Below are 20,427 nucleotides of genomic sequence, written 5' to 3'. Positions count from 1 at the left end.
TCACGGGGCGATGCGCCCGCCGTCCTCGAAAGCGGCGTGGGTGAGCGGCATCGCCTGGCGGAAGTGCTCCTCCATCAGCTCGGCGACCATCTCGATCTCGCGCTGCGGGAACGAGGGGAAGGCGGCGTTGTCCTTCTTCGTGCGCAGGCTGAGGAAGTTCATCAGCGCGCGGGCGTTCATGGTGGTGTACATCGAGGAGTACAGGTTCAGCGGCAGCACCGTGCGGGCCACCTCGCGGGCCACGCCGGCCTGCAGCATCCGCTGGTAGGAGCGGTAGGCGGAGGTGGACTCGTTGCGCACGGACTCCTCGACCAGCTCGTGCTGCTCGGCGGTGCCGGGCTCGAACACGTAGGCGCCGGGCTTGCCCACCTGGATCAGGTTGCGCTCGCGCGAGGGCACGTAGAACACGGGCCGCATCTCGCGGTAGCGGCCGGACTCCTCGTTGTAGGAGGCGATGCGGTGCCGCATGAACTCCCGGAACACGAAGATCGGCGCCTCGACGTAGAACGTGAAGCTGTTGTGCTCGAAGGGGCTGCCGTGACGGTCCCGCATCAGGTAGCGGATCAGGCCGCGGTCCCGGGTGGAGGCCTCCTCCCCGGCGATGGCGACGGTCTGCTCCCCCTGGGTGGAGACCCGGGCGGCGAAGACGACGTCACCGTCCTGCGCCGCGGACTTCACCAGCTGGACGGTCATGTCGGACCGGAAGGCGATGTCACCATCGGCGGCGCCGGTGCCCGTGCTCACGTTCTCGTTCATGTCCTCAGAGCCTAGTCCAGCAGCGGTCCCGGTCACCGGGCCGCTACGGTACCGGGGTCGCCCAGATCCACCAGGATCGCCAGCGGCGTGCGCTGACGGCCCTGGCCCAGCGGGTTGTCCGCGAAGGTGGCCTCCAGGCGCTCGGCCGGAACCGAGGCGTCCGAGCCCAGCACGTTGCGACCGATGTCGTTGGCGTCCATCACCACGGTGCCGGCGAAGCTGTCGCGCAGCGCGGCGGGGATGTCGGCGGCACGGATGGCCGCGGACAGGCGGGCCGAGACGCCGTCGGGGTCCTTCGGCGGAAGCTTCGCGGAGACGTTCGAGGGGAAGGCGGAGTAGACGGTCGGGCCGTCGATCGCGCGCACGTTGCTGCCGACGACCCGGTAGAACAGGCCGCGCTTGCCGATCACCTTGCCGGCCGCGCCCACGGCGGAGGCCGCGACCACGCGTGGCAGCCCCACCTCGCGGATGGCCAGCTCCATGGTGGTGGGGTCCCCCAGGCCGATGCCGGCAGGGGTGCGGGAGACGAAGCGGCTGAGCACCGTGGCGGAGCGGCGGGGGGCGATCTCCCAGGTGAACCAGGAGCGACCCTGGCTGATCGCCACGATCTTCTCGCTGATGACGAAGTACCAGGGGCGTCCGGCGGGCAGTGCGTCCTCGGGCAGGCCCGCGGCGAAGCGCTCCACGTGCCCGCGGACCAGATCCTCCAGGTCGTCACCGCGCGCGATCAGACCGGTCTGCAGGGGGAAGCGGCGCCAGGTGTGGCCGTCGACCTCCGAGACCAGGTCAAGCTGCTTGTCCGGGTTCGGGTCGTAATCGCTCTTGGGCGTCCCGGCCGGGTCCTCCTGCGACGCGGCGCCGGCCGCTGCGGCGATGTCCCCCGCGCCGACCCCCGGGGCCTCGTCCTCGTCGCCGGCCCGTGATGCGGGGTGCTGGTCGAAGAAGGCCCGCATCCACAGCTCGACGTTCAGCAGGCGCCAGAACATCAGGGTGCCGTGCTTGTCGGGGTGGGCCATGTAGTCGTCGAACAGGGCCAGCACGCTGCGGGACTCGAAGTAGGGGCGGGAGGCGAAGGTGGCGGAGGCGAAGATCTCCCGCAGGGCGGCAGCGTTCTTGCGGAACCACTCGCTCTCGGGCGTGGTGAAGCCGATCTTGTTGCGGCGCTTGGAGATCATGTCCGGCAGGATCCCGAACATCGACTCGCGCAGGATCCGCTTGTTCCAGCCGTCGTGGATGATCGCGGACTCGTCCAGGGAGAACAGGAACTTCAGCAGCTCCTTGTCCACGAACGGGACGCGTCCCTCGATGCTGAAGCGCATGGTGTTCCTGTCCTCGTAGCGCAGCAGCGAGGGCAGGGAGCTGCGGAAGGTGTCCTGCAGCAGGCGCTCCTTGAGGTCGTCCTGCACCGAGGTGACCTTCTCCCCCGCGTGCGCTGCGACGAACCCGGAGTTCAGCAGGGCCTCGATGGGAACGGAGGTGCGGCCGGAGTACTTGGTGCGGGCGAGCTTGCGCAGGATGTCCCGCGAGCCCACCACCTCGGAGGCCAGCTCCTTGAACCGCTTCTGGCGGCGCAGCTGGCGCAGGTACACGTAGAAGTACGGGTTGTACCCGGCCATCATCTCGTCGGCGCCCTGGCCGTCCAGCAGCACCGTCACGTGCTTGCTGGCCTCCCGCATCACCGCGTACTGGGCGTAGGGGCCGGAGGAGATGATCGGCTCCTCCTGGGTGCGCACGAAGTCCTGCAGGTCCTCGAGGAACTCACGGGAGTCCGGGTGGATCTTGTGGGCGGTGATCTGCCCCTGGTAGTCCGCCAGCAGCGCGTCGACGTACCGCTCCTCGTCGTTGCTGGAGTTGGGGAACACGGCGGAGAACGTGTTCTGGCGCGAGCCCACCGCGGCGAAGTCGCCGTCCTCAGGCTGCTCGCGCAGGTGCTTGGCGATCACTGCGGCCACCGCGGAGGAGTCCAGCCCGCCGGAGAGGGAGGTCCCCACGGGCACCTCGGACTGCAGGCGCAGCCGCACGGACTCCATGAACCGCTCGCGGTACTCGTCCACCACCTGCTCGCTGTAGGGGCGGCCGGGGCGGGAGGCGATCTCGCGCAGCTCGTCCTGCAGGCGCGTGAAGGACTCGGTGCGCACGCCATCGGCGTCGATCACCAGCATCTGCCCGGCCATCAGGCGCTTGACGCCGGCGAAGAAGGTCTGCTCGTCGTCGTCGTGGGCGCGGAACTTCAGGTACCGGTACACGGCGCGGTCATCCGGCGCGGCCTCGAACACGCCGGCGGCGAGCAGGGCCCGGATCTCCGAGGAGAACAGCACCCGCCCGGTGGTCTCGTCGTGCCAGTAGTACAGCGGCTTGATGCCGAAGTGGTCGCGGGCGATCGTGAGGGTGTCGGTCTCGGCGTCGTGGATCGCGAAGGCGAACATGCCGTTGAACCGGTCGTAGGAGTCGCTGCCCCACGCGGCGTGGGCCTGCAGCAGCACCTCGGTGTCGGAGTCGGTGACGAAGGTGCGGCCGGTGGCCTCGAGCTCGGTGCGCAGCTCCAGGTAGTTGTAGACCTCGCCGTTGTAGACGATCGTGTGGCGGCCGTCCGCCGTGGTCATCGGCTGGTCGCCGCTCTCGCGGTCGATGATGGCCAGGCGGCGGTGGGCCAGTCCCGTGCTCCCGGAGAGGAACAGGCCCTCACCGTCGGGCCCCCGGTGGGCGAGGCAGGCGTTCATCCGCCGCGCGATGTCCTCGGTGTCCGCTCCGAATCCGTAGCTGCCGGAGATTCCGCACATGGGACGAGTCCTTTCGAGAGGGACGGCGACGATCCGCCGGTGGGACAGGGCTCCCCGGCGCCCGCTGCGGGGCGTCGACAGGGGTCCCGGAGCGCACCGGGATCAGCCGTCCGAGCGTATCAGCGGGGGGCGCCCACGCCGCTCAGGCGCGACCGTCCGCACACCGCCCGGTCAGGTGGGCCCCGTCACTGCGCGCCGCGACGCGAGAGCAGCAGCGCACCCTCCTGCACGGCGACCTCGAGGTCGTCCAGGGAGGTGAGCAGCACCGGGGCAAGGGGCTCGAGATCGGCCGCCGGGGTGGTGGAGGTGATCGCCATGGTGCGACACCCCGCATCCAGCCCGGAGCGCAGCCCGCCCACCGAGTCCTCCACCACGACCGCATCCGAGGGGGCGACCCCGAGGCGCTCGGCCCCCAGCAGGTACGGCTGCGGGTCGGGCTTGCCACGCTCCACCTGGTCGGCCGTGACCAGTGTCGCCGGCACCGGCAGGGACGTGGTGGCCCAGCGCGCCTCGAACAGGGGCATGGTGCACGAGGTGACGATCGTCCAGGTGGGCCGACCGAGCTGCTGGGACGCCGCATCGAGCTGCTCGAGGATGCGGCGGGTGCCGGGCAGGGTGAGGATCGAGTCGACGTCGGCGATCTCCAGCTGTTCGATGCGGGAGTGGGCCGCGGCGATCTCGGCCTCGGTCATGTCCGGGAAGAACTCCCTCAGCACCTGCCGCGCCGGGCGGCCGTGCATGGCGTGGCAGAAGGTCTCGGTGGAGCCCAGCTCGGCCAGCAGCCCGTTCCACGCCCGCTCCACCGAGGGGCCGGAGTCGATCAGGGTGCCGTCCATGTCCAGCAGCAGGGCGCCGGTGCGCAGCGGGAGGCCGTCCGTGGGGGTGTGGGTCATGGGGCCACGCTCTCACACGGATCGGTGCGACGTCGGGGAGGTGGCGGGCCCGGACGCGGACAGCGCCGCCACCGGACACGGAACGGATCTATGGTGACCGGCATCATGAGTGCTGCGCTTCCCTCCTCCCGCGCTGCGGTCCCCGACGAAGTCCGGCAGATCCGCCGCACCGGTTTCTCGGTGGGCCTGGCGACGGGACTGTACGGCATCTCCTACGGGGCCCTCGCCACCGCTTCGGGCCTGGACCTGTGGCAGGCGATGGTGCTCTCCGCGGTGCTGTTCAGCGGCGGCAGCCAGTTCGCCTTCGTGGGGGTGATCGGGGGCGGAGGCTCCGCCATCGGGGCGGCACTGACCTCGATCCTGCTGGGGGTGCGCAACTCCCTGTACGGCCTCGCGCTGTCCAGGGTGCTGCCGCGGGGCGGGTGGCGCGGGGCGGCCCGTGCGCAGCTGACGATCGACGAATCCGCAGCGACCTCCGCCTCGGGCACCACCCCCGAGGCCGCCAGGGCCGGCTTCTGGGCCGCCGGGGTGTGGGTCTACGTGTTCTGGAACCTGTTCTCCCTGGCTGGCGCACTGGTAGGCCAGTTCGTGAGCGATCCGGGGGCATGGGGGCTGGATGCGGCTGCGGCGGCGGCCTTCCTGGCGCTGCTGTGGCCGAGGCTGCGCAGCGGGGAGACCATCGCGATCGCCGTCGCTGCCGCCTTCGTCGCGCTGCTGACCACGCCGGTGCTGCCCTCGGGACTTCCGGTGCTGGCGGCGGCGATGGTCGCGGTGGTGGCCGGTCTATGGCCCTCGCGGGGGCGTACGGAGGGCGAGCAGCGATGAGCATGCTGTGGATTGCGGTGATCGCGGCGTCCCTGGCGAGCTTCGTGCAGAAGTGGCTGGGCTACCAGGTGCCCTCCGAGGTGCTCGAGCGTCCCCGCGTGGCCCGGGTGACACGGCTGCTGCCGATCGCCCTGCTGGGGGCCCTGGTCGCGGTGCAGACTGCGACGGACGGGACCGCGATCGTGGCCGACGCCCGCCTGGCGGCGGTGGGTGTGGCCGCCGTGCTGCTGGTGCTGCGCGCCCCGTTCCTGGTGGTGGTGATCGGGGCAGCGGCGGCTGCCGCTGCGCTGCGTGCACTGGGCTGGGGCTGAGCACCCATCCGGACCATGCCGCGGGCGCGGACCACCGGCGCGGGTCAGGACCTCCGGTGCAGGTCGATCGCCCGGCGCACGCACATGCGGGCGTTGCGACGGTCGCGCAGGGCGTCGTAGGCCAGTGCCAGGCGGAACCAGGATCGCCAGTCGCGCTCCTGCTCCGGCTGGTTCTCGATCGCGGACCTGGCGGCCTCGAACTCGGCGCGGGCATCGGAGCCGCTGGCGACAGCCGCGGGAGCGTACTGGCGGCTCAGGCGGCCGGCGCGCATGCCGAACAGCACTTCCCGCCAGGTCACCCACACGGTGAGCACCAGCAGGATGCCCACACCCAGTGCCAGGCCCCAGCCGATCACTCCCCCGGCCCGTGAGAAGCCCACGGCGATCCATCCCAGACCCCAGGCATAGAGCCCGGTGATCAGCAGCAGTGCCGCGACGAACAGCTTCTGGCGCATCAGCCCAGCTCGAGGTAGCCGTCGAGGCCGACGGTCAGACCCGGGTGGGAGGCCACCTCGCGCACGCCCACCAGCACCCCCGGCATGAAGCTGACCCGGTCGAAGGAGTCGTGGCGCAGCTGGAACTGCTCACCGGCGCCGCCGAACTGCACCACCTCGTGGGCCACCAGCCCGCGCTGGCGCACGGCGTGCACGTGGATCCCGTCGACCACCGCCCCGCGAGCGCCCAGGGGATCCTTCTCGGTGGCGTCCGGCACCGGGCCCAGGCCACCGGCGGCGCGTCCGCGGGCGATGGCGGCGGCGGTGTGGGCCGCGGTGCCGGAGGGGGCGTCGAGCTTGTCGGGGTGGTGCATCTCGATCACCTCGACGCTCTCGTAGTAGCGCGCGGCGATCTCCGCGAAGCGCATGGCGAGCACGGCGCCGATGGCGAAGTTGGGGGCGATCAGCACGCCGAGCTGCTCGTGGCCCGCACGGGCCAGGGCAGTGCGCACCTCCTCCAGTGAGGTCTCGTCCCAACCGGTGGCGCCCACCACGGCGTGCACACCGTTCTCGATCGCCCACAGCACGTTGTCCTTGGTGGCACCGGGGATGGAGAAGTCCACCATCACCTGAGCGCCGGCCCTGGTGATCGCCGAGAGGTCGTCCTCGCGATCCACACGAGCGACCAGCTCGAGGTCGGGGGCCTGCTCGACGGCGCGGCAGGCCTCGGAGCCCATGCGCCCGCGGGCACCGATCACGGCCACTCGGATCGAGGGGCCGGCGTCGCTGCCGGTCGCGGGGCGGTCGGTGGGGGCGGTGGTGTCGTTCACTATGGTGCCTTCCTGCCCGCAAAGGGCGCTGTGCTGGTGGGGCCCTGGCCCCTCAGGCCTCGGGGCCCACGTCGATACGAGTGGTGAAGGAGGAGGCGAGCTGTGCGGCCAGGGCCTGGACGTCCCCGGCGCTCACCCGGGAGATCTTCTCGAGGATCTCGTCGATCCCCGTGTAGCGGCCGTGCATCAGCTCGATGGTGCCCAGGCGACCCATACGGCTGCTGGTGTCCTCCAGGCCCAGGGCGAAGGAGCCGGTGATCTGCCCGAGGGCGCGGCGCATCTCCTCGTCGTCCACGCCCCGCTCCCCCATGTCGGTCAGCTCCTGTGCGAGCAGTTCGACCACTTCGGCGGTGCGGGAGGGACGGCAGGCCGCGTACAGCCCGAACAGTCCGGCATCGTGGTAGCCGGCGCTGAAGGAGTACACGGAGTAGGCCAGTCCCCGCTGCTCGCGCACGTGCTGGAAGAGCCGGGAGGACATGCCGCCGCCCAGGATGGACATCAGCACCGAGAGGGTATGGCGCTTCTCGTCGACCGCGGTGATGCCGGTGCCGCCCAGGTAGATGTGGTTCTGCTCGGTGGGGCGGGCCAGGCGCCTCGGCACGATCCGGGCCACGGCCTCACCGCTGACCGCGCCCTCGGTGGCACCGGCACCGGCAGCGCCGGCAGCGCTGGGGGTCTCGTGGGTCTCGCGGGAGCGGCGGTGCGGGAGGGCCCCGGGCTCGAGCCCCCAGCCGCCGCGGCGCAGGCCCTCCAGCAGAAGGTCGGCCAGCTGGTCGTGGTCCACGTCGCCCACCGCGGTGACCACCAGGTTGTCGGGGCGGTAGTGCTCGCCGTAGTGGGCGCGCACGTCCTCGATGTCCAGGTCCGTGACGGTCTGCGCGGTGCCGCCCACGGGGCGGCCGATGGCGGTCTCAGGGCCCAGCACGTGGGCCAGGAAGGTCTCGTAGCCGACGTCCTGAGGATCGTCCTCGGCCATGGCCAGTTCCTCGAGGATCACCTCCCGCTCGGTGCGCAGCGCCTGCTCCTCGAGCAGGCTGGAGGTGACCATGTCGGTGAGCACGTCCACGGCCATGGGGACGTCGGCCGAGCGTACCCGGCCGTAGTACAGGGTGTGCTCCTTCGCGGTGACGGCGTTGGAGTCGCCGCCCACCTCGTCGAAGGCCGAGGCGATCTGCATCGCGGTGCGGCGACGGGTGCCCTTGAACAGCAGGTGCTCCAGCACGTGCGTGGAGCCGGCGTGCTCGGGCTTCTCGTCGCGGGAGCCGACGGGCAGCCACAGACCCAGGGTGGCGCTGCGCACGCTGCGGTCGGTCTCGGTGAGCAGGCGCACCCCGCCGGGCAGGATGGTGCGTCGCACGCCGGAAGCGGCATCGAGCACCACGTCAGAGGCAGGGTCGTCGTAGATCAGGTCCAGGGGCATCCGTCGATTCTCCCATGCCACTCACCTCGGCATCCCCTTCGTTCCCCGCAGGCCCGTGGCGACCGTGGGAACACGGGCCACTGCGGACGACGGATCCCCGCGATGGGCAGTTCTCCCCTGCGCGGTGGGCGAAGTGCCGGGCCACCATGCACGGATGCCCTGGTTCCGATTCGCAGTGGAATCGGAACCAGGGCATCCGGTGGCCTGAGCTCGCGACCCGACTCGGGTGCTCATCTCAGAGCATCACGCTCAGCTCACTCGGCGGTGGTCGCCTCGCGCTCGAGGTTCTCGGCGGACTCGACGGGGGCACCGGACGTGTCGGTGCTCTTCTCCTCGGCCTTGTCGTCCTCCGGGACGGCCAGGGAGATCTTGCCGCGGGCGTCGACCTCGCGGATCTCCACCTCGACCTTCTGGCCCACCTTGACGACGTCCTCGACGCTCTCCACGCGCTTGCCGCCGTTCAGCTTGCGCAGCTGGGTGACGTGCAGCAGGCCGTCCTTGCCGGGGGTCAGCGACACGAAGGCACCGAAGTCGACCACGCGCACCACGGTGCCGAGGTAGCGCTCGCCGACCTCGGGCACCATCGGGTTGGCGATCGCGTTGATCGCGCTGCGGGCGGCCTCCGCGGAGGGGCCGTCGGTGGCGCCGATGTACACGGTGCCGTCGTCCTCGATGGTGATGTCGGCCCCGGTGTCGTCCTGGATCTGGTTGATCATCTGGCCCTTGGGGCCGATGACCGCGCCGATTTTGTCGACGGGGATGGTCACCGCGAGCACGCGCGGGGCGTGCGGGCTCATCTCGTCGGGGGTGTCGATGGCCTCGTTCATCACCGACAGGATCGCCAGGCGCGCCTCGCGAGCCTGGGCCAGTGCGGAGGCCAGCACCGAGGCGGGAATGCCGTCGAGCTTGGTGTCCAGCTGGATCGCGGTGATGAACTCGGGGGTGCCGGCCACCTTGAAGTCCATGTCGCCGAAGGCGTCCTCGGCACCGAGGATGTCGGTGAGGGCCGCGTAGCGGGTCTCGCCCTCGACGGTGTCGGAGATGAGGCCCATGGCGATGCCGGCCACCGGGGCGCGCAGCGGCACTCCGGCGTTCAGCAGGGACAGGGTGGAGGCGCACACGGATCCCATCGAGGTGGAGCCGTTGGAGCCCAGCGCCTCGGAGACCTGACGGATCGCGTAGGGGAACTCCTCGCGGCCCGGCAGCACGGGCACCAGGGCGCGCTCGGCGAGCATGCCGTGGCCGATCTCGCGGCGCTTCGGGGAGCCCACGCGACCGGTCTCACCGGTGGAGTAGGGCGGGAAGTTGTAGTGGTGCAGGTAGCGCTTGCGGTCGTTCGGCGACAGCGAGTCGATCTGCTGCTCCATCTTGAGCATGTTCAGCGTGGTGACACCCAGGATCTGGGTCTCGCCGCGCTGGAACAGGGCCGAGCCGTGGACGCGGGGCAGCACCTCGACCTCGGCCGAGAGGGCGCGGATGTCCCGCAGGCCACGGCCGTCGATGCGCACGCCCTCGGTAAGGACCTTCTGGCGCACGACCTTCTTGGTCAGCGCACGGTAGGCCCCGGTGATCTCCTTCTCGCGGCCCTCGAGCTGGTTGCCCTCGCCGCCGAGCTCCTCGGTGATCTGGGCCAGCAGCTCCTCGGTGCGCTCCTCGCGCTCCTGCTTGCCTGCGATGGACATGACCTCGCGCAGGCGATCGGCGGCGGCCTGCTCGACGATCCCGTAGGCGTCCTCCTGGTGGTCCAGGAACAGCGGGAACTCGCGCACCGGCTTGGCGGCCTTGGCGGCCATCTCGGACTGGGCCTGGCACAGGGTGCGGATGAACACCTTGGCGGCCTCGAGGCCCTCGGCCACGACCTCCTCGGTGGGGGCGATGGCGCCCTGGTTCTTGATCAGGTCCCAGGAGTTGTCGGTGGCCTCGGCCTCGACCATCATCACGGCCACGTCGGAGCTCTCGCCCTCGCCGACCATGCGCCCGGCGACGACCATGGAGAACACGGCCTCCTCGAGCTGGGAGTAGGTGGGGAACGCGACCCACTGGCCGCCCTCCGCGGTGGGCATCAGGGCGATGCGCACGCCGCCGATCGGGCCGGAGAACGGCAGGCCGGAGATCTGGGTGGAGGCGGAGGCGCCGTTGATGCCGATGACGTCGTAGGCATCGTCGGGGTTGGCGGCCATCACGGTGAGGACGACCTGGACCTCGTTGCGCAGGCCCTTGACGAAGGCGGGGCGCAGCGGGCGGTCGGTGAGGCGGGCGGCGAGGATGGCGTCCGTGCTGGGACGGCCCTCGCGGCGGAAGAACGAGCCGGGGATGCGGCCGGCGGCGTACATCCGCTCCTCGACGTCCACCGTGAGCGGGAAGAAGTCGAACTGGTCCTTGGGTCGGTTCGAGACGGCGGTGGCCGAGAAGACCATCGTGTCGTCGTCGAGGTACACGCTGACCGCGCCGGCGGCCTGCTGGGCGAGACGGCCGGTCTCGAAGCGCACCTCGCGGCGGCCGAACGAGCCGTTGTCGATGACCGCGGTGGTCGCGGTGATGTCGGGGCCTTCCATGGCCATGGGGTATCTCCTTGGATAGGGGGTGCCCCTGCCGGTGCGGCCTTCGTCAATCACGCGCGGTTCCCTGGTGGGGACCGAACGCCACTGCCGAGGACCGAACCTGGGCGGGGCGGGTTCAGGTGCCGCCCTCACGGACGGCGGGGGTTCACCGGGGTGAACACAGACAGCCGCCGCCCGCCCCGGAGGGACGAGCGGCGGAGAGGGTCACCGGCGCAGGCCGAGGCGCTGGATCAGCGTACGGTACCGCTCGATGTCGACGTCCTGCAGGTACTGCAGGAGGCGCTTGCGCTGGCCGACCAGCAGCATCAGACCGCGGCGCGAGTGATGGTCGTGCTTGTGGGTCTTGAGGTGCTCGGTCAGGTACGTGATGCGGTGGGACAGCAGAGCGATCTGGACCTCGGGCGAACCGGTGTCGCCCTCGCTGGTGCCGTACTCCTTGATGATCTCCTGCTTGGTGGCGGTGTCGAAGGCCATGGTTCTCCTGGGGTCGAGTGCGCGGCGCACCGGGGCATGTTCTCCCGGGCTCTCTCTGCGAGCGTGATCCCCGTCCCGGTGGCACCGAGGGGTGCCGGGGTGGGGGCGGGTGCGCTCTCCGCGGCCGAATGGACGGCCCGGACAGGTTATCAGTCGGTCGGCGGCTCGGACGCGGAAGAGATGTCCAGAGTGCGGCGCGTCACCTCGACGTCCCGGTGCATCTGCTCCACCAGCGCGTCGATGCCGTCGAACTTCAGGGTGGGACGTTGATAGTCCACGAACTCCAGCCGCACCGTGTCGCCGTACAGGTCCAGCGTGTGGTCGTCGTGGACGTACGCCTCGACGGTGCGCTGCGGGACGCCCTGGGCGGTGAAGGTGGGGTTGGTGCCGATGGAGATCGTCGCCGGGGCTCCCGCCAGTGCCGGGGTGCCGAGGTGGCCTGGGTGCTGCTCGATGACGGTGAGGAACCCGGCGTACACGCCGTCCGCGGGGACCAGGCCCTGCGGGGCCGGTCCCAGGTTGGCGGTGGGGAAGCCCATCTCGCGGCCGCGGCGGTGCCCGTGGTGGACCACGTCGGCCACGGTGTGCCGGCGGCCCAGCATCACGGCGGCCCCCTCGACGTCGCCGCCCAGCAGTGCCTCGCGGATGGCGGAGGAGGAGATGCGCCCGCTGCCCTGCCCCTCCGGTCCGAGGTCGGAGACGGTCACCACCTCGAAGCCGTACTGCTCCCCCAGCTCCCTCATGGTCTCGATGGTGCCGGCGTTGGCCCGACCGAACAGCGCATCCTCGCCGAGGACCACGCAGCGTGCGCCCAGGCCCTCCACCAGGAAGATGCGCACGAACTCATCGGCCTCGTGCTGGGCGAACTCCCGGGTGAACTCGAGGTCCAGCACGCCACCCACTCCAGCCAGCAGCAGCAGGCGGTCCCGGTCCTCGTGCCCCGTGATCAGCGGGGGCTCGGCCACCCCTCGCATGACATGGCGCGGATGGGGCCAGAACGTGAGGGCGACCGGGGTCAGGGCGCGTGAACGAGCATGGTGGATCAGCTGGGACAGCACGTGCCGGTGACCGCGATGCACACCGTCGTAGTTGCCGATCGACACCGCCGTGGCGCCGAGCTCGGCGGGCACCTCGCTCAGGGAATGCCAGATGGGGCTGCGGGTCACAGGCGGCTGGGTCCTTCTTCTGCTCGGGCGCGGGGGCACCCACGGACGGGGACGACGGGGACGGGACCGGGCCGGGGCCCTATCGCGACGGGAACACTGTAGCGGCCCGTCCAGTGCCACCCCGAGCCGACTGTGGTCGCTCCGGCACACGCGCAGGCCGTGCGCTCCCGGCGGTCTGTGACGAAGCTCGACGCGCCGCACCCTGTGGCACAGCGACGCGCTCCAGTATCGTGGTCCGGAAGGCGGTGCCGGGGAGGGACCCCTGTGCCCTCCCGCGTTCGACAGCGGGGGCAGCCAGACGGCCGCCGAGAACGGAACGACAACCATGACGAACGTGACCGACACCGCCGCGACCGGCGGTCCCGTGCCGGCCGACCGCGGCCGGAAGCGCCTCGCCCTGGTCGTGCTGGCCATCATCGCCGTCATCGCCGTGCTGCTGACCGGCGGGGCCATGGCCTACGCCAAGCAGTTCGACGGCAAGGCCCTGCCCGGCACCACTGTGCTCGGGCAGGACGTCTCGGGCAAGAGCCCGGAGGAGATCTCTCAGCTGATCGCCGAGCGCAGTGAGGACGTCACCGTCACCATCACCGCGGACGGCACCGAGCACGAGGCGTCCCTCGCCGATCTCGGCGTCACCGTGGACGCCCAGGCCACCGGCCAGGCCGCCGTGGCCCGCGAGGACTCCTTCATGGACATCCTGCGCGCCACCTGGAGCGGCGAGCACGTCGTCGAGCCCGTCGTCTCGGTGGACGAGGCCGCCGTGGCCTCCTACGCCAAGGGGCTGGTGCCCGCCGACCGCACCGAGCCGGTGGACGCCCAGGTGGTCTTCGACGAGGACGCCCAGACCTGGAACGCTGTCCCCGGCCAGAGTGGTCAGGGCGTGGACCCGCAGGTGATGGTGGAGACCGTCACCCAGAAGGCCCCGGCGCTGGAGTCCTTCTCCGTGGATCAGCCCATCGAGGAGATCGCTCCGGCGATCACCACCGAGGAGGCCGAGGGCGTGGTCGGCACCATCGCCGCCGTTCTCGAGCAGCCGATGTCGATCTCCGGTCCCGAGGGCAAGACCTACGAGGTCTCCGCCGAGCGCCGCAACTCCTGGCTGTCCGTCGCCCCGGACGAGACCGGCCAGCAGCTGGTGCTCTCCGTGGACGAGGAGGGCGTGCGCGAGTGGGTCGCGGCCCGCGCCGACAAGGACTCCGTCAAGCCCAAGGACGGCATCGAGCAGGTCGACTCCGACGGCAAGGTCGTCAAGGTGGTCGCCGAGAAGCGCGACGGACTGGAGTTCACCAACGTGGACGCCGTGGCCGATGAGCTGATCGCCTCCCTGAAGGGCTCCAGCCCCCTCGAGATCGCCTTCGAGACCAAGACGGTCGAGGCCGAGGTCGAGCAGGTCAAGGCCCCCGAGAAGGAGTCCGAGGAGGAGAAGTCCGAGGAAGAGAAGTCCGAGGACGACGGGAAGGCGCAGGAGGAGAAGGCACCCGCTCCCACCGGTGAGAAGTGGATCGACGTCGACCTCAGCGCCAAGACGGTCACCGCCTACGTGGGTGAGACCCCGGTGTGGGGCCCCCGCTCGATGGTGGACGGCAAGGAGGGCTACGAGACCGTCACCGGTTCCTTCGAGATCTACCTGCGCTACGACCGCCAGGACATGACCAACGCGAACTACTACCCCGAGGGCCACCCGAAGTACTACTACACCCCGGACGTCCCGTGGGTGCAGTACTTCCACAACGGGTACGGCTTCCACGGTGCCCCGTGGCGCTCCTCGTTCGGGTACTCCGGGTCCCACGGCTGCATCAACATGCCGGTGTCCGAGGCGAAGTGGCTGTACGACTGGGCCTCGATCGGCACCCGCGTGGAGGTCCACTACTGATCCGGAGCTGAGGCTGGGCCGGCCGCCGGCACAGCCCGGCGAGTCCAGCAGAGGGACGGGCCCGTCCCGCAGGAACCTGCGGTACGGGCCCGTTCTTCTCGTCGGTGGGACGGCAGCCGGCTCGCTCAGGTGCGCGCCTCGAGCGGGATGACCAGCTCGGGCTTCCAACCGTTCCCGTCGGCGCGGATGATGGCGCACAGACGCCCGTCCCCGTCCAGGGCCGCCGTGCGCATCTGCTCCCCTCCGAGGCCGGTGTCCCGATCGATCCGGCGACCGTCGGCGAGCAGCCGCGCCTTCGACTCGTCCACCGTCACGGTGGGCAGCACCTGGGAGGCCGTCTCCCCCAGCCCGCGCAGCGGCAGCTCGACATCGTCCCCCTCTCCGCGGCCCGGGACATGGACCGCATGGTCCACGTCGAAGGGTCCCACCGCGATGCGCCGCAGCGCGGTGAGGTGGCCACCGGTGCCGAGGGCGGCACCGAGGTCGCGGGCCAGTGCGCGCACGTAGGTGCCCGAGGAGCACGTGACCACGGCATCGAGGTCCAGGTGGGGGCCGTCGGTACGGCGGGCGGTGATCTCGAAGCGGTCGATCCGCACGGGCCGGGCGGCCAGTTCGACGTCCTCGCCGGCGCGGGCACGGGCATAGGCGCGCTTGCCGTCCACCTTGATCGCGCTGACGGTGGAGGGCACCTGCTGGATGTTCCCGCGCAGCGCCTGCAGTGCCCGCTCCAGGGCGTCGGGGTCGATGCCGGAGGCGTCGTGCTGCTCCCCGAGCGGTTCGCCCTCGCGATCATCGGTGGTGGTGGCGCGTCCCAGCCGGATGGTGGCCAGGTAGGTCTTGTCCAGGCCCACCAGGTGGGTGAGCAGCCGGGTGCCCTGGCCCACGCCGAGCACCAGCAGGCCGGTGGCCATGGGGTCGAGCGTGCCGGCGTGTCCCACCTTCTTCGTGCCCAGCAGCCAGCGCACGCGTGCGACGACGTCATGGCTGGTGCGGTCGGGGGCCTTGTCGACCAGCAGGACGCCGTGGGGTGCGCCCGTGGGTGCGGGATCGCCCCCACGGATGGGGCTCATCGGCGTGCGGGCGGTCACGGACGCGAAAAGCCCGCGCCGTCCTCACGGTCCTCGTCGTGCTCCTCGACCTCGGAATCCTCCTCCGCCTCGAGGTCGCGGGGCGTGCGGTACGGATCCGCCTCCCCGGCGTAGGTGGCGCCCTCCTTGGCCTTCAGCAGCGCGGCGTCGCGGGTGCGGGCCTCGGCCAGCAGCTCCTCGATGGCGCGGGCGCTGTCGGGGATCGCGTCGGGGACGAACTCGAGGGTCGGGGTCAGGCGCACGCCGGTCTGCTTGCCCACCTCGCGGCGCAGGATGCCGGTGGCGCTGGCGAGGCCCGCTGCCGTGCCGGCACGGTCCTCGTCGTCACCGAAGACGGTGTAGAACACGGTGGCGTGCTGGAGGTCTCCGCTCACGCGCACGTCGGTGATGGTCACGAAGCCCAGGCGGGGGTCCTTGATCCGCTTGTCGATCGTGGTGGCCACGATCTCCTTGATGCGGTCGGCCAGGCGCAGGGCGCGGGGGTTGTCGCTCATGTCAGGAGGTCCTCTCATCGGTGCCGACAGCGGCGAGCTGATCGGCCTGGGGGTGGTCGTGGGGGACCGCGAGCAGCACGTCGCGGTCGATGGACTGGTCCACGCGGTGCCGGAAGGCGCCGTCCGCGCTGATGACGCGAAGCCCGGCCCCGTCGAGGGCCGCGCGCGCCTCCGCGTGGGACAGAGTGCGGCGGTTGATGGCCAGGGCCATCCCGCCGCCGTCGCGCAGCAGGGACCTCCAGCCAGGGGCGGCCTCGGTGAGGAAGTCGAGCGGGGAGCGCTGCCAGCCGGCGGAGGAGCGCCCTCCGTGCTGGATGCCGTAGGGCAGGTCCCCGACGATGGCGTCGACGCTGCGGGCGGGCAGCAGGTGGGGCAGCTCGCGGGTGTCGCAGCCGAACACGGTCAGGCGCTGGCCGCGCCCCTCCCGCTGCGCCTGCTTGTCGGGGGCCAGTTCCGCGTCGATCCGAGTGCCCAACTGCCTGCCGCGCAGGGTGAGGCGACCCTCGGTGACGGTGTGCTTGTAGCGGTGGGTGCGCAGCCACGTGCTCAGGAACGCGCGGTAGGCCTCGACGTCCTTGCGGTCGATCTCGGCGCCGAGGGGGCTGAGCCCCAGGCGCAGGGCGCGGTTCACGGTGGTGCCGCGGCCGCACAGGGGGTCCAGGAGGGTGAGGCTGCCGTCCGCCAGGCTGCTGCGGCGGGTGGACAGCGCGCACGCCAGGTTCACCAGCAGCGCGGTGAACTGCTCGTTCGTCTTGCCCGGGTACCTCAGGACGGTCTCGAGATCGTCGGGGTGGCGCAGCGGCACCGGCAGCTCCACAGGACGCAGCAGGGGCCCCGCCTGTCCGGGGACCTCGGGGACGGACTCGAGAACCCCCAGGGTGGAGGACAGCGATCCAAGCAGCTGCAGGGCGGGACCCTCACCCAAATCCGCGCCCTCGATCCGCAGGGCGTCCATGCCGCCCACCGTGTGCTCGTGCACGTCGATGGACCGGCCCAGGTGGGCACCGAGCACCCAGCGGGCCTCCGCGACGGCCAGGGCGCCGGAGCGGGACGCGTAGACGCGATTGGCCGACGGGGCGCGCAGCACCGTCACCGTGCTGGTCATCGCGACTCACCTCCCGACGGGGAGCGGCCGGGCACCGCGCGGGTGCCCGGCCGTCCTCGGATCAGCTGCGGGGCTTCTCCTGCATCTCGTAGGTGGTGATCACGTCACCGACCTGGAGGTCGTTGAACGAGCCCAGGTTGATGCCGCACTCGTAGCCCTCGCGCACCTCGGTGACGTCGTCCTTGAAGCGACGCAGTCCCGCGATCTCGAGGTTCTCGGTGATGACCACCCCGTCGCGCGTGATGCGGGCCTTGCCGCCGCGCTTGATGAGGCCGCCACGCACGATGGAGCCGGCGATGTTGCCGAACTTGGAGGAGCGGAAGATCTCGCGGATCTCCGCCGAGCCCAGCTCGACCTCCTCGTACTCCGGCTTGAGCATGCCGGTGAGGGCCTGCTCGACCTCCTCGATGGCGCGGTAGATGACCGAGTAGTACTTGATCTCCACGCCCTCGCGGTCGGCGTACTCGGCGTTCTGGCCCTCGGCGCGCACGTTGAAGCCGATGATCACGGCGTCCGAGGCGACGGCAAGGTTGATGTTGTTCATCGTGATGGCGCCGACGCCGCGGTCGATGATGCGCAGCTGCACCTCATCGCCCACGTCGATGCCCAGCAGGGACTCCTCCAGCGCCTCGACAGAGCCGGCGGCGTCGCCCTTGAGGATGAGGTTGAGGGTCTCGACCTTGCCCTCGGCCATCGACTTGGTGATGTCCTCGAGGCTGATGCGCTTGCGGGCCTTGGACAGGGCCGCGGCGCGCTTGGCCGCCTCGCGCTTCTCGGCGATCTGGCGGGCGGTGCGCTCGTCCTGGGCGACCAGGAAGGAGTCACCGGCGCCGGGCACCGAGGTCAGGCCCAGCACCTGCACGGGACGTGAGGGTCCGGCCTCCTCGATGTTGGTGCCGTTCTCGTCGAGCATGGCGCGGACGCGGCCGTGGCCGGTGCCGCAGACGATCGCATCGCCCACGCGCAGGGTGCCCTGCTGCACCAGCACGGTGGCCACAGGGCCCCGACCGCGGTCCAGGTTCGCCTCGATGGACACGCCACGCGCGTCCTTGTCGGGGTTGGCGCGAAGGTCCAGGGCGGCGTCCGCGGTCAGCAGCACGGCCTCCAGCAGCGCGTCGATGTTCTGGTTCTCGCGGGCCGAGACGTCCACGAACATCGTGTCGCCGCCGTACTCCTCGGCGATCAGGTTGTACTCGGTCAGCTGCTGGCGGATCTTCTGGGGGTTCGCCTCGGGCTTGTCGATCTTGTTGACCGCCACCACGATCGGGACGTCCGCTGCCTGGGCGTGGTTGAGCGCCTCGATGGTCTGCGGCATCACGCCGTCATCCGCCGCGACCACCAGGATCGCGATGTCGGTGACCTCGGCACCGCGGGCACGCATGGCGGTGAACGCCTCGTGGCCCGGGGTGTCGATGAAGGTGATCGCCCGGTCCTGGTCCTCGTGCTCCACCTGCACCTGGTAGGCGCCGATGTGCTGGGTGATGCCACCGGCCTCGCCCATGTGCACCTTGGAGGAGCGGATCGTGTCCAGCAGGCGGGTCTTGCCGTGGTCGACGTGACCCATCACGGTCACCACCGGCGGGCGGGGCAGACGATCCTCGTCGTCCTCGTCCTCCAGCTCGGCATCGAGGTCGATGTCGAACTGCTCGAGCAGTTCGCGCTCCTCGTCCTCCGGGGAGACGATCTCGATCTTGTAGCCGAGCTCCTCCCCCAGCAGGTGGAAGGTGTCCTCGTCCAGGGACTGGGTGGCCGTGGCCATCTCTCCCATCGCGAACAGCACGGTGATGAGCGAGGCGGGGTTGACGTCGATGCGATCGGCGAAGTCCGTCAGGGACGCGCCGCGACGCAGGCGGATCGGGGTGGAGCCGTCACCGCGCGGGATCTGCACGCCGCCCGGTGCGGGGGCCTGCATCTGCTCGAACTCCTGGCGCTTGGCGCGCTTGGACTTGCGGGAGCGAGCCGGCTTGCCGCCACGGCCGAAGGCGCCCTGCGTGGCACCGCGGCCACCGCGGCCACCGCGGGGACCGCCACCGGGGCCGCCTCCCGGACGTGCGCCGGGGCCGCCGCCGGGGCGACCGCCGCGGCCACCGCGACCGCCACCGTCGGAGGGACGCGCATCGGCCAGACCGCCGTGGGAGTGCTGGCGCATGATGCCGGGGGTGGGCATGCCGGGGCGGCCGGCGGGACGGGGGCCGCCCGGACGGGGAGCTCCCTCACGCTGAGGACGGCCGCCCTGCTCGCCGCGCTGCTGCGGGCGCGGGCCGCCGGGACGCGGCATGCCCTGCGAGGACGCGAAGGGGTTGTTGCCCGGGCGGGGGCCACCGGGGCGCGGTCCGCCGGGGCGGGGTGCGCCGTCGCGCGACGGACGCCCGCCCTGCTGGCCGCGGCCACCGGGACGGGGCATGCCCTGCGAGGACGCGAAGGGGTTGTTGCCGGGGCGGGCGCCGCCGGGGCGCGGAGCGGGGCGCTCACCGCCTGGCTTGGGAGCCGCAGGGCGCTGGCCACCGGGCTTCGGCGCGGCGGAGGTGGAGTCGGAGTTCGCCGGGCGCTGCTGATCGGCATCGGCCCCGGGTGCGGGGGCCGAGGGCTTCTTCGCGGGAGCGGCGGGACCCGGCTTGGCCGGGGTCTCGGACGCGGGGGCCGCGTCGCCGGGCGCGGGGACCGGCTTCTTCTCGGTCGGCTCCGACGCAGTGGGCTTGCCCGCGACCGGACCGGGCTTCTGCCCGGGCTTGGCGGGCGCCTTGGCTCCCGGCTTGGGGGCGCCGCCCGGCTTGGGGGCGCCGGCGCTCTTGGCGGGGGCGTCGTCACCGGAGGCGGCAGGGAACTCACTGCGCAGTCGGCGGGCGACGGGGGCCTCGATGGTCGACGAGGCGGAACGGACGAACTCGCCCATGTCCTGCAGCTTCTGCAGAACGACCTTGCTCGGCTGTCCGAGCTCCTTGGCGAGCTCGTGGACGCGGACCTTAGCCACATTTCTCCTGTCTCGGTCCGGCCGACAAGAGGGCGCGGACCATTAACTCCTGAGGGTGCTCATGATCGAGTACTCATCGGATGTCCATGGGTTCTTCTACCTTTTCCACTGAAGGGTGGGATCGGGATCCTCGAGGTCCCGGGCCAGCAGCCCGGTGTCGACCGCACCCCGGAAGGACCGGGGCAGGCCGCCTCGCCGCAGGGCGAGGTCGAGGCACGACGCGTCGGGGTGGAGCCACGCTCCGCGACCGGGGGCCGACCGACGGGGGTCGACCCGGACGCGGGGGGTGGCGCCGTCGGGAGCGGGCTCCCGGACCAGACGCACCAGCTGATCGCGCGGGGCGGCCTGACGGCAGCCCACGCAGGTGCGCTCGGGGGGGTGGGGGGCGGGGTGGGCCACCTCGACTCCACCTCCGTTCCGAGCACGACCGGCGATGCCATCACGGC

Annotated in this window: 17 protein-coding genes; 3 read left to right on the top strand and 14 right to left on the bottom strand. The window is 71.3% G+C overall.

Annotation, left to right across the window (positions count from 1 at the left end):
• From thyX to M3B01_RS06200, 3 genes are all read right to left on the bottom strand, one after another.
• Positions 1 to 756, bottom strand: coding sequence for an FAD-dependent thymidylate synthase (thyX, locus tag M3B01_RS06210; protein ID WP_193866088.1), 756 nt, complete (start codon positions 754 to 756; stop codon positions 1 to 3).
• 32 nt (positions 757 to 788) lie between these two features.
• Positions 789 to 3,536 (bottom strand): asparagine synthase (glutamine-hydrolyzing), encoded by a 2,748-nt coding sequence (gene asnB / locus M3B01_RS06205; protein ID WP_259790296.1) that lies wholly within the window; start codon positions 3,534 to 3,536, stop codon positions 789 to 791.
• Between the two features lie 185 nt (positions 3,537 to 3,721).
• Positions 3,722 to 4,429, bottom strand: a complete 708-nt coding sequence (locus tag M3B01_RS06200; protein ID WP_259790295.1) for an HAD-IA family hydrolase — start codon at positions 4,427 to 4,429, stop codon at positions 3,722 to 3,724.
• 105 nt (positions 4,430 to 4,534) lie between these two features.
• Between M3B01_RS06200 and M3B01_RS06195 the strand changes: the two genes are divergently transcribed.
• Together M3B01_RS06195 and M3B01_RS06190 are read left to right on the top strand one after the other, a co-directional pair.
• Positions 4,535 to 5,254, top strand: coding sequence for an AzlC family ABC transporter permease (locus tag M3B01_RS06195; protein ID WP_259790292.1), 720 nt, complete (start codon positions 4,535 to 4,537; stop codon positions 5,252 to 5,254).
• Positions 5,251 to 5,565: an AzlD domain-containing protein gene (locus M3B01_RS06190; protein ID WP_259790291.1), complete on the top strand. Its 315-nt coding sequence runs from the start codon at positions 5,251 to 5,253 to the stop codon at positions 5,563 to 5,565. The genes M3B01_RS06195 and M3B01_RS06190 overlap by 4 nt, the downstream gene beginning before the upstream one ends.
• Positions 5,566 to 5,609: 44 nt before the next feature.
• Here M3B01_RS06190 and M3B01_RS06185 read toward each other — a convergent pair whose 3' ends face one another.
• The 6 genes from M3B01_RS06185 to M3B01_RS06160 form a co-directional block, all read right to left on the bottom strand.
• Positions 5,610 to 6,020: a hypothetical protein gene (locus M3B01_RS06185; protein WP_259790289.1), complete on the bottom strand. Its 411-nt coding sequence runs from the start codon at positions 6,018 to 6,020 to the stop codon at positions 5,610 to 5,612.
• Positions 6,020 to 6,736 (bottom strand): 4-hydroxy-tetrahydrodipicolinate reductase, encoded by a 717-nt coding sequence (dapB, locus tag M3B01_RS06180; protein WP_396123340.1) that lies wholly within the window; start codon positions 6,734 to 6,736, stop codon positions 6,020 to 6,022. The genes M3B01_RS06185 and dapB overlap by 1 nt, the downstream gene beginning before the upstream one ends.
• 145 nt (positions 6,737 to 6,881) lie before the next feature.
• Complete coding sequence (locus M3B01_RS06175; RefSeq protein ID WP_259790286.1) at positions 6,882 to 8,249, bottom strand: pitrilysin family protein; 1,368 nt, start codon at positions 8,247 to 8,249, stop codon at positions 6,882 to 6,884.
• A 254-nt stretch (positions 8,250 to 8,503) separates the two neighbouring features.
• Positions 8,504 to 10,804: a polyribonucleotide nucleotidyltransferase gene (locus tag M3B01_RS06170; protein WP_259790320.1), complete on the bottom strand. Its 2,301-nt coding sequence runs from the start codon at positions 10,802 to 10,804 to the stop codon at positions 8,504 to 8,506.
• A 210-nt stretch (positions 10,805 to 11,014) separates the two neighbouring features.
• Positions 11,015 to 11,284 (bottom strand): 30S ribosomal protein S15, encoded by a 270-nt coding sequence (rpsO, locus tag M3B01_RS06165; RefSeq protein ID WP_259790285.1) that lies wholly within the window; start codon positions 11,282 to 11,284, stop codon positions 11,015 to 11,017.
• Positions 11,285 to 11,433: 149 nt separating this feature from the next.
• On the bottom strand, positions 11,434 to 12,450 hold the full coding sequence (locus M3B01_RS06160) for a bifunctional riboflavin kinase/FAD synthetase (RefSeq protein WP_259790283.1): 1,017 nt from the start codon (positions 12,448 to 12,450) through the stop codon (positions 11,434 to 11,436).
• Between the two features lie 325 nt (positions 12,451 to 12,775).
• Here M3B01_RS06160 and M3B01_RS06155 point away from each other — a divergent pair, with 325 nt between their 5' ends.
• The gene (locus tag M3B01_RS06155; RefSeq protein ID WP_259790282.1) at positions 12,776 to 14,323 is read left to right on the top strand and encodes a L,D-transpeptidase family protein; all 1,548 of its coding nucleotides are present in this window, start codon (positions 12,776 to 12,778) and stop codon (positions 14,321 to 14,323) included.
• 125 nt (positions 14,324 to 14,448) lie between these two features.
• On the opposite strand, the gene truB is transcribed toward M3B01_RS06155, so the two are convergent.
• The 5 genes from truB to M3B01_RS06130 all read right to left on the bottom strand — a co-directional run.
• Positions 14,449 to 15,393: a tRNA pseudouridine(55) synthase TruB gene (gene truB / locus M3B01_RS06150; RefSeq protein WP_259790319.1), complete on the bottom strand. Its 945-nt coding sequence runs from the start codon at positions 15,391 to 15,393 to the stop codon at positions 14,449 to 14,451.
• Positions 15,394 to 15,407: 14 nt separating this feature from the next.
• Complete coding sequence (gene rbfA, locus M3B01_RS06145; protein ID WP_259790281.1) at positions 15,408 to 15,905, bottom strand: 30S ribosome-binding factor RbfA; 498 nt, start codon at positions 15,903 to 15,905, stop codon at positions 15,408 to 15,410.
• Position 15,906: 1 nt separating this feature from the next.
• The gene (locus tag M3B01_RS06140) at positions 15,907 to 17,010 is read right to left on the bottom strand and encodes a TRM11 family methyltransferase (protein ID WP_259790279.1); all 1,104 of its coding nucleotides are present in this window, start codon (positions 17,008 to 17,010) and stop codon (positions 15,907 to 15,909) included.
• Positions 17,011 to 17,071: 61 nt separating this feature from the next.
• Positions 17,072 to 19,981 carry a translation initiation factor IF-2 gene (infB, locus tag M3B01_RS06135; protein ID WP_259790277.1) on the bottom strand — a complete coding sequence of 970 codons (2,910 nt, stop codon included), beginning with the start codon at positions 19,979 to 19,981 and terminating at the stop codon, positions 17,072 to 17,074.
• A 96-nt stretch (positions 19,982 to 20,077) separates the two neighbouring features.
• On the bottom strand, positions 20,078 to 20,427 hold a 350-nt coding region (locus M3B01_RS06130), incomplete at its 5' end, for a YlxR family protein (protein WP_259790276.1).

This window comes from Brachybacterium sp. p3-SID957 (assembly GCF_025144775.1).
GTDB lineage: Bacteria > Actinomycetota > Actinomycetes > Actinomycetales > Dermabacteraceae > Brachybacterium > Brachybacterium epidermidis.
The sequence above is the reverse complement of the archived record's forward strand: the minus strand, read 5'-3'. Positions and strand labels throughout refer to the sequence as shown.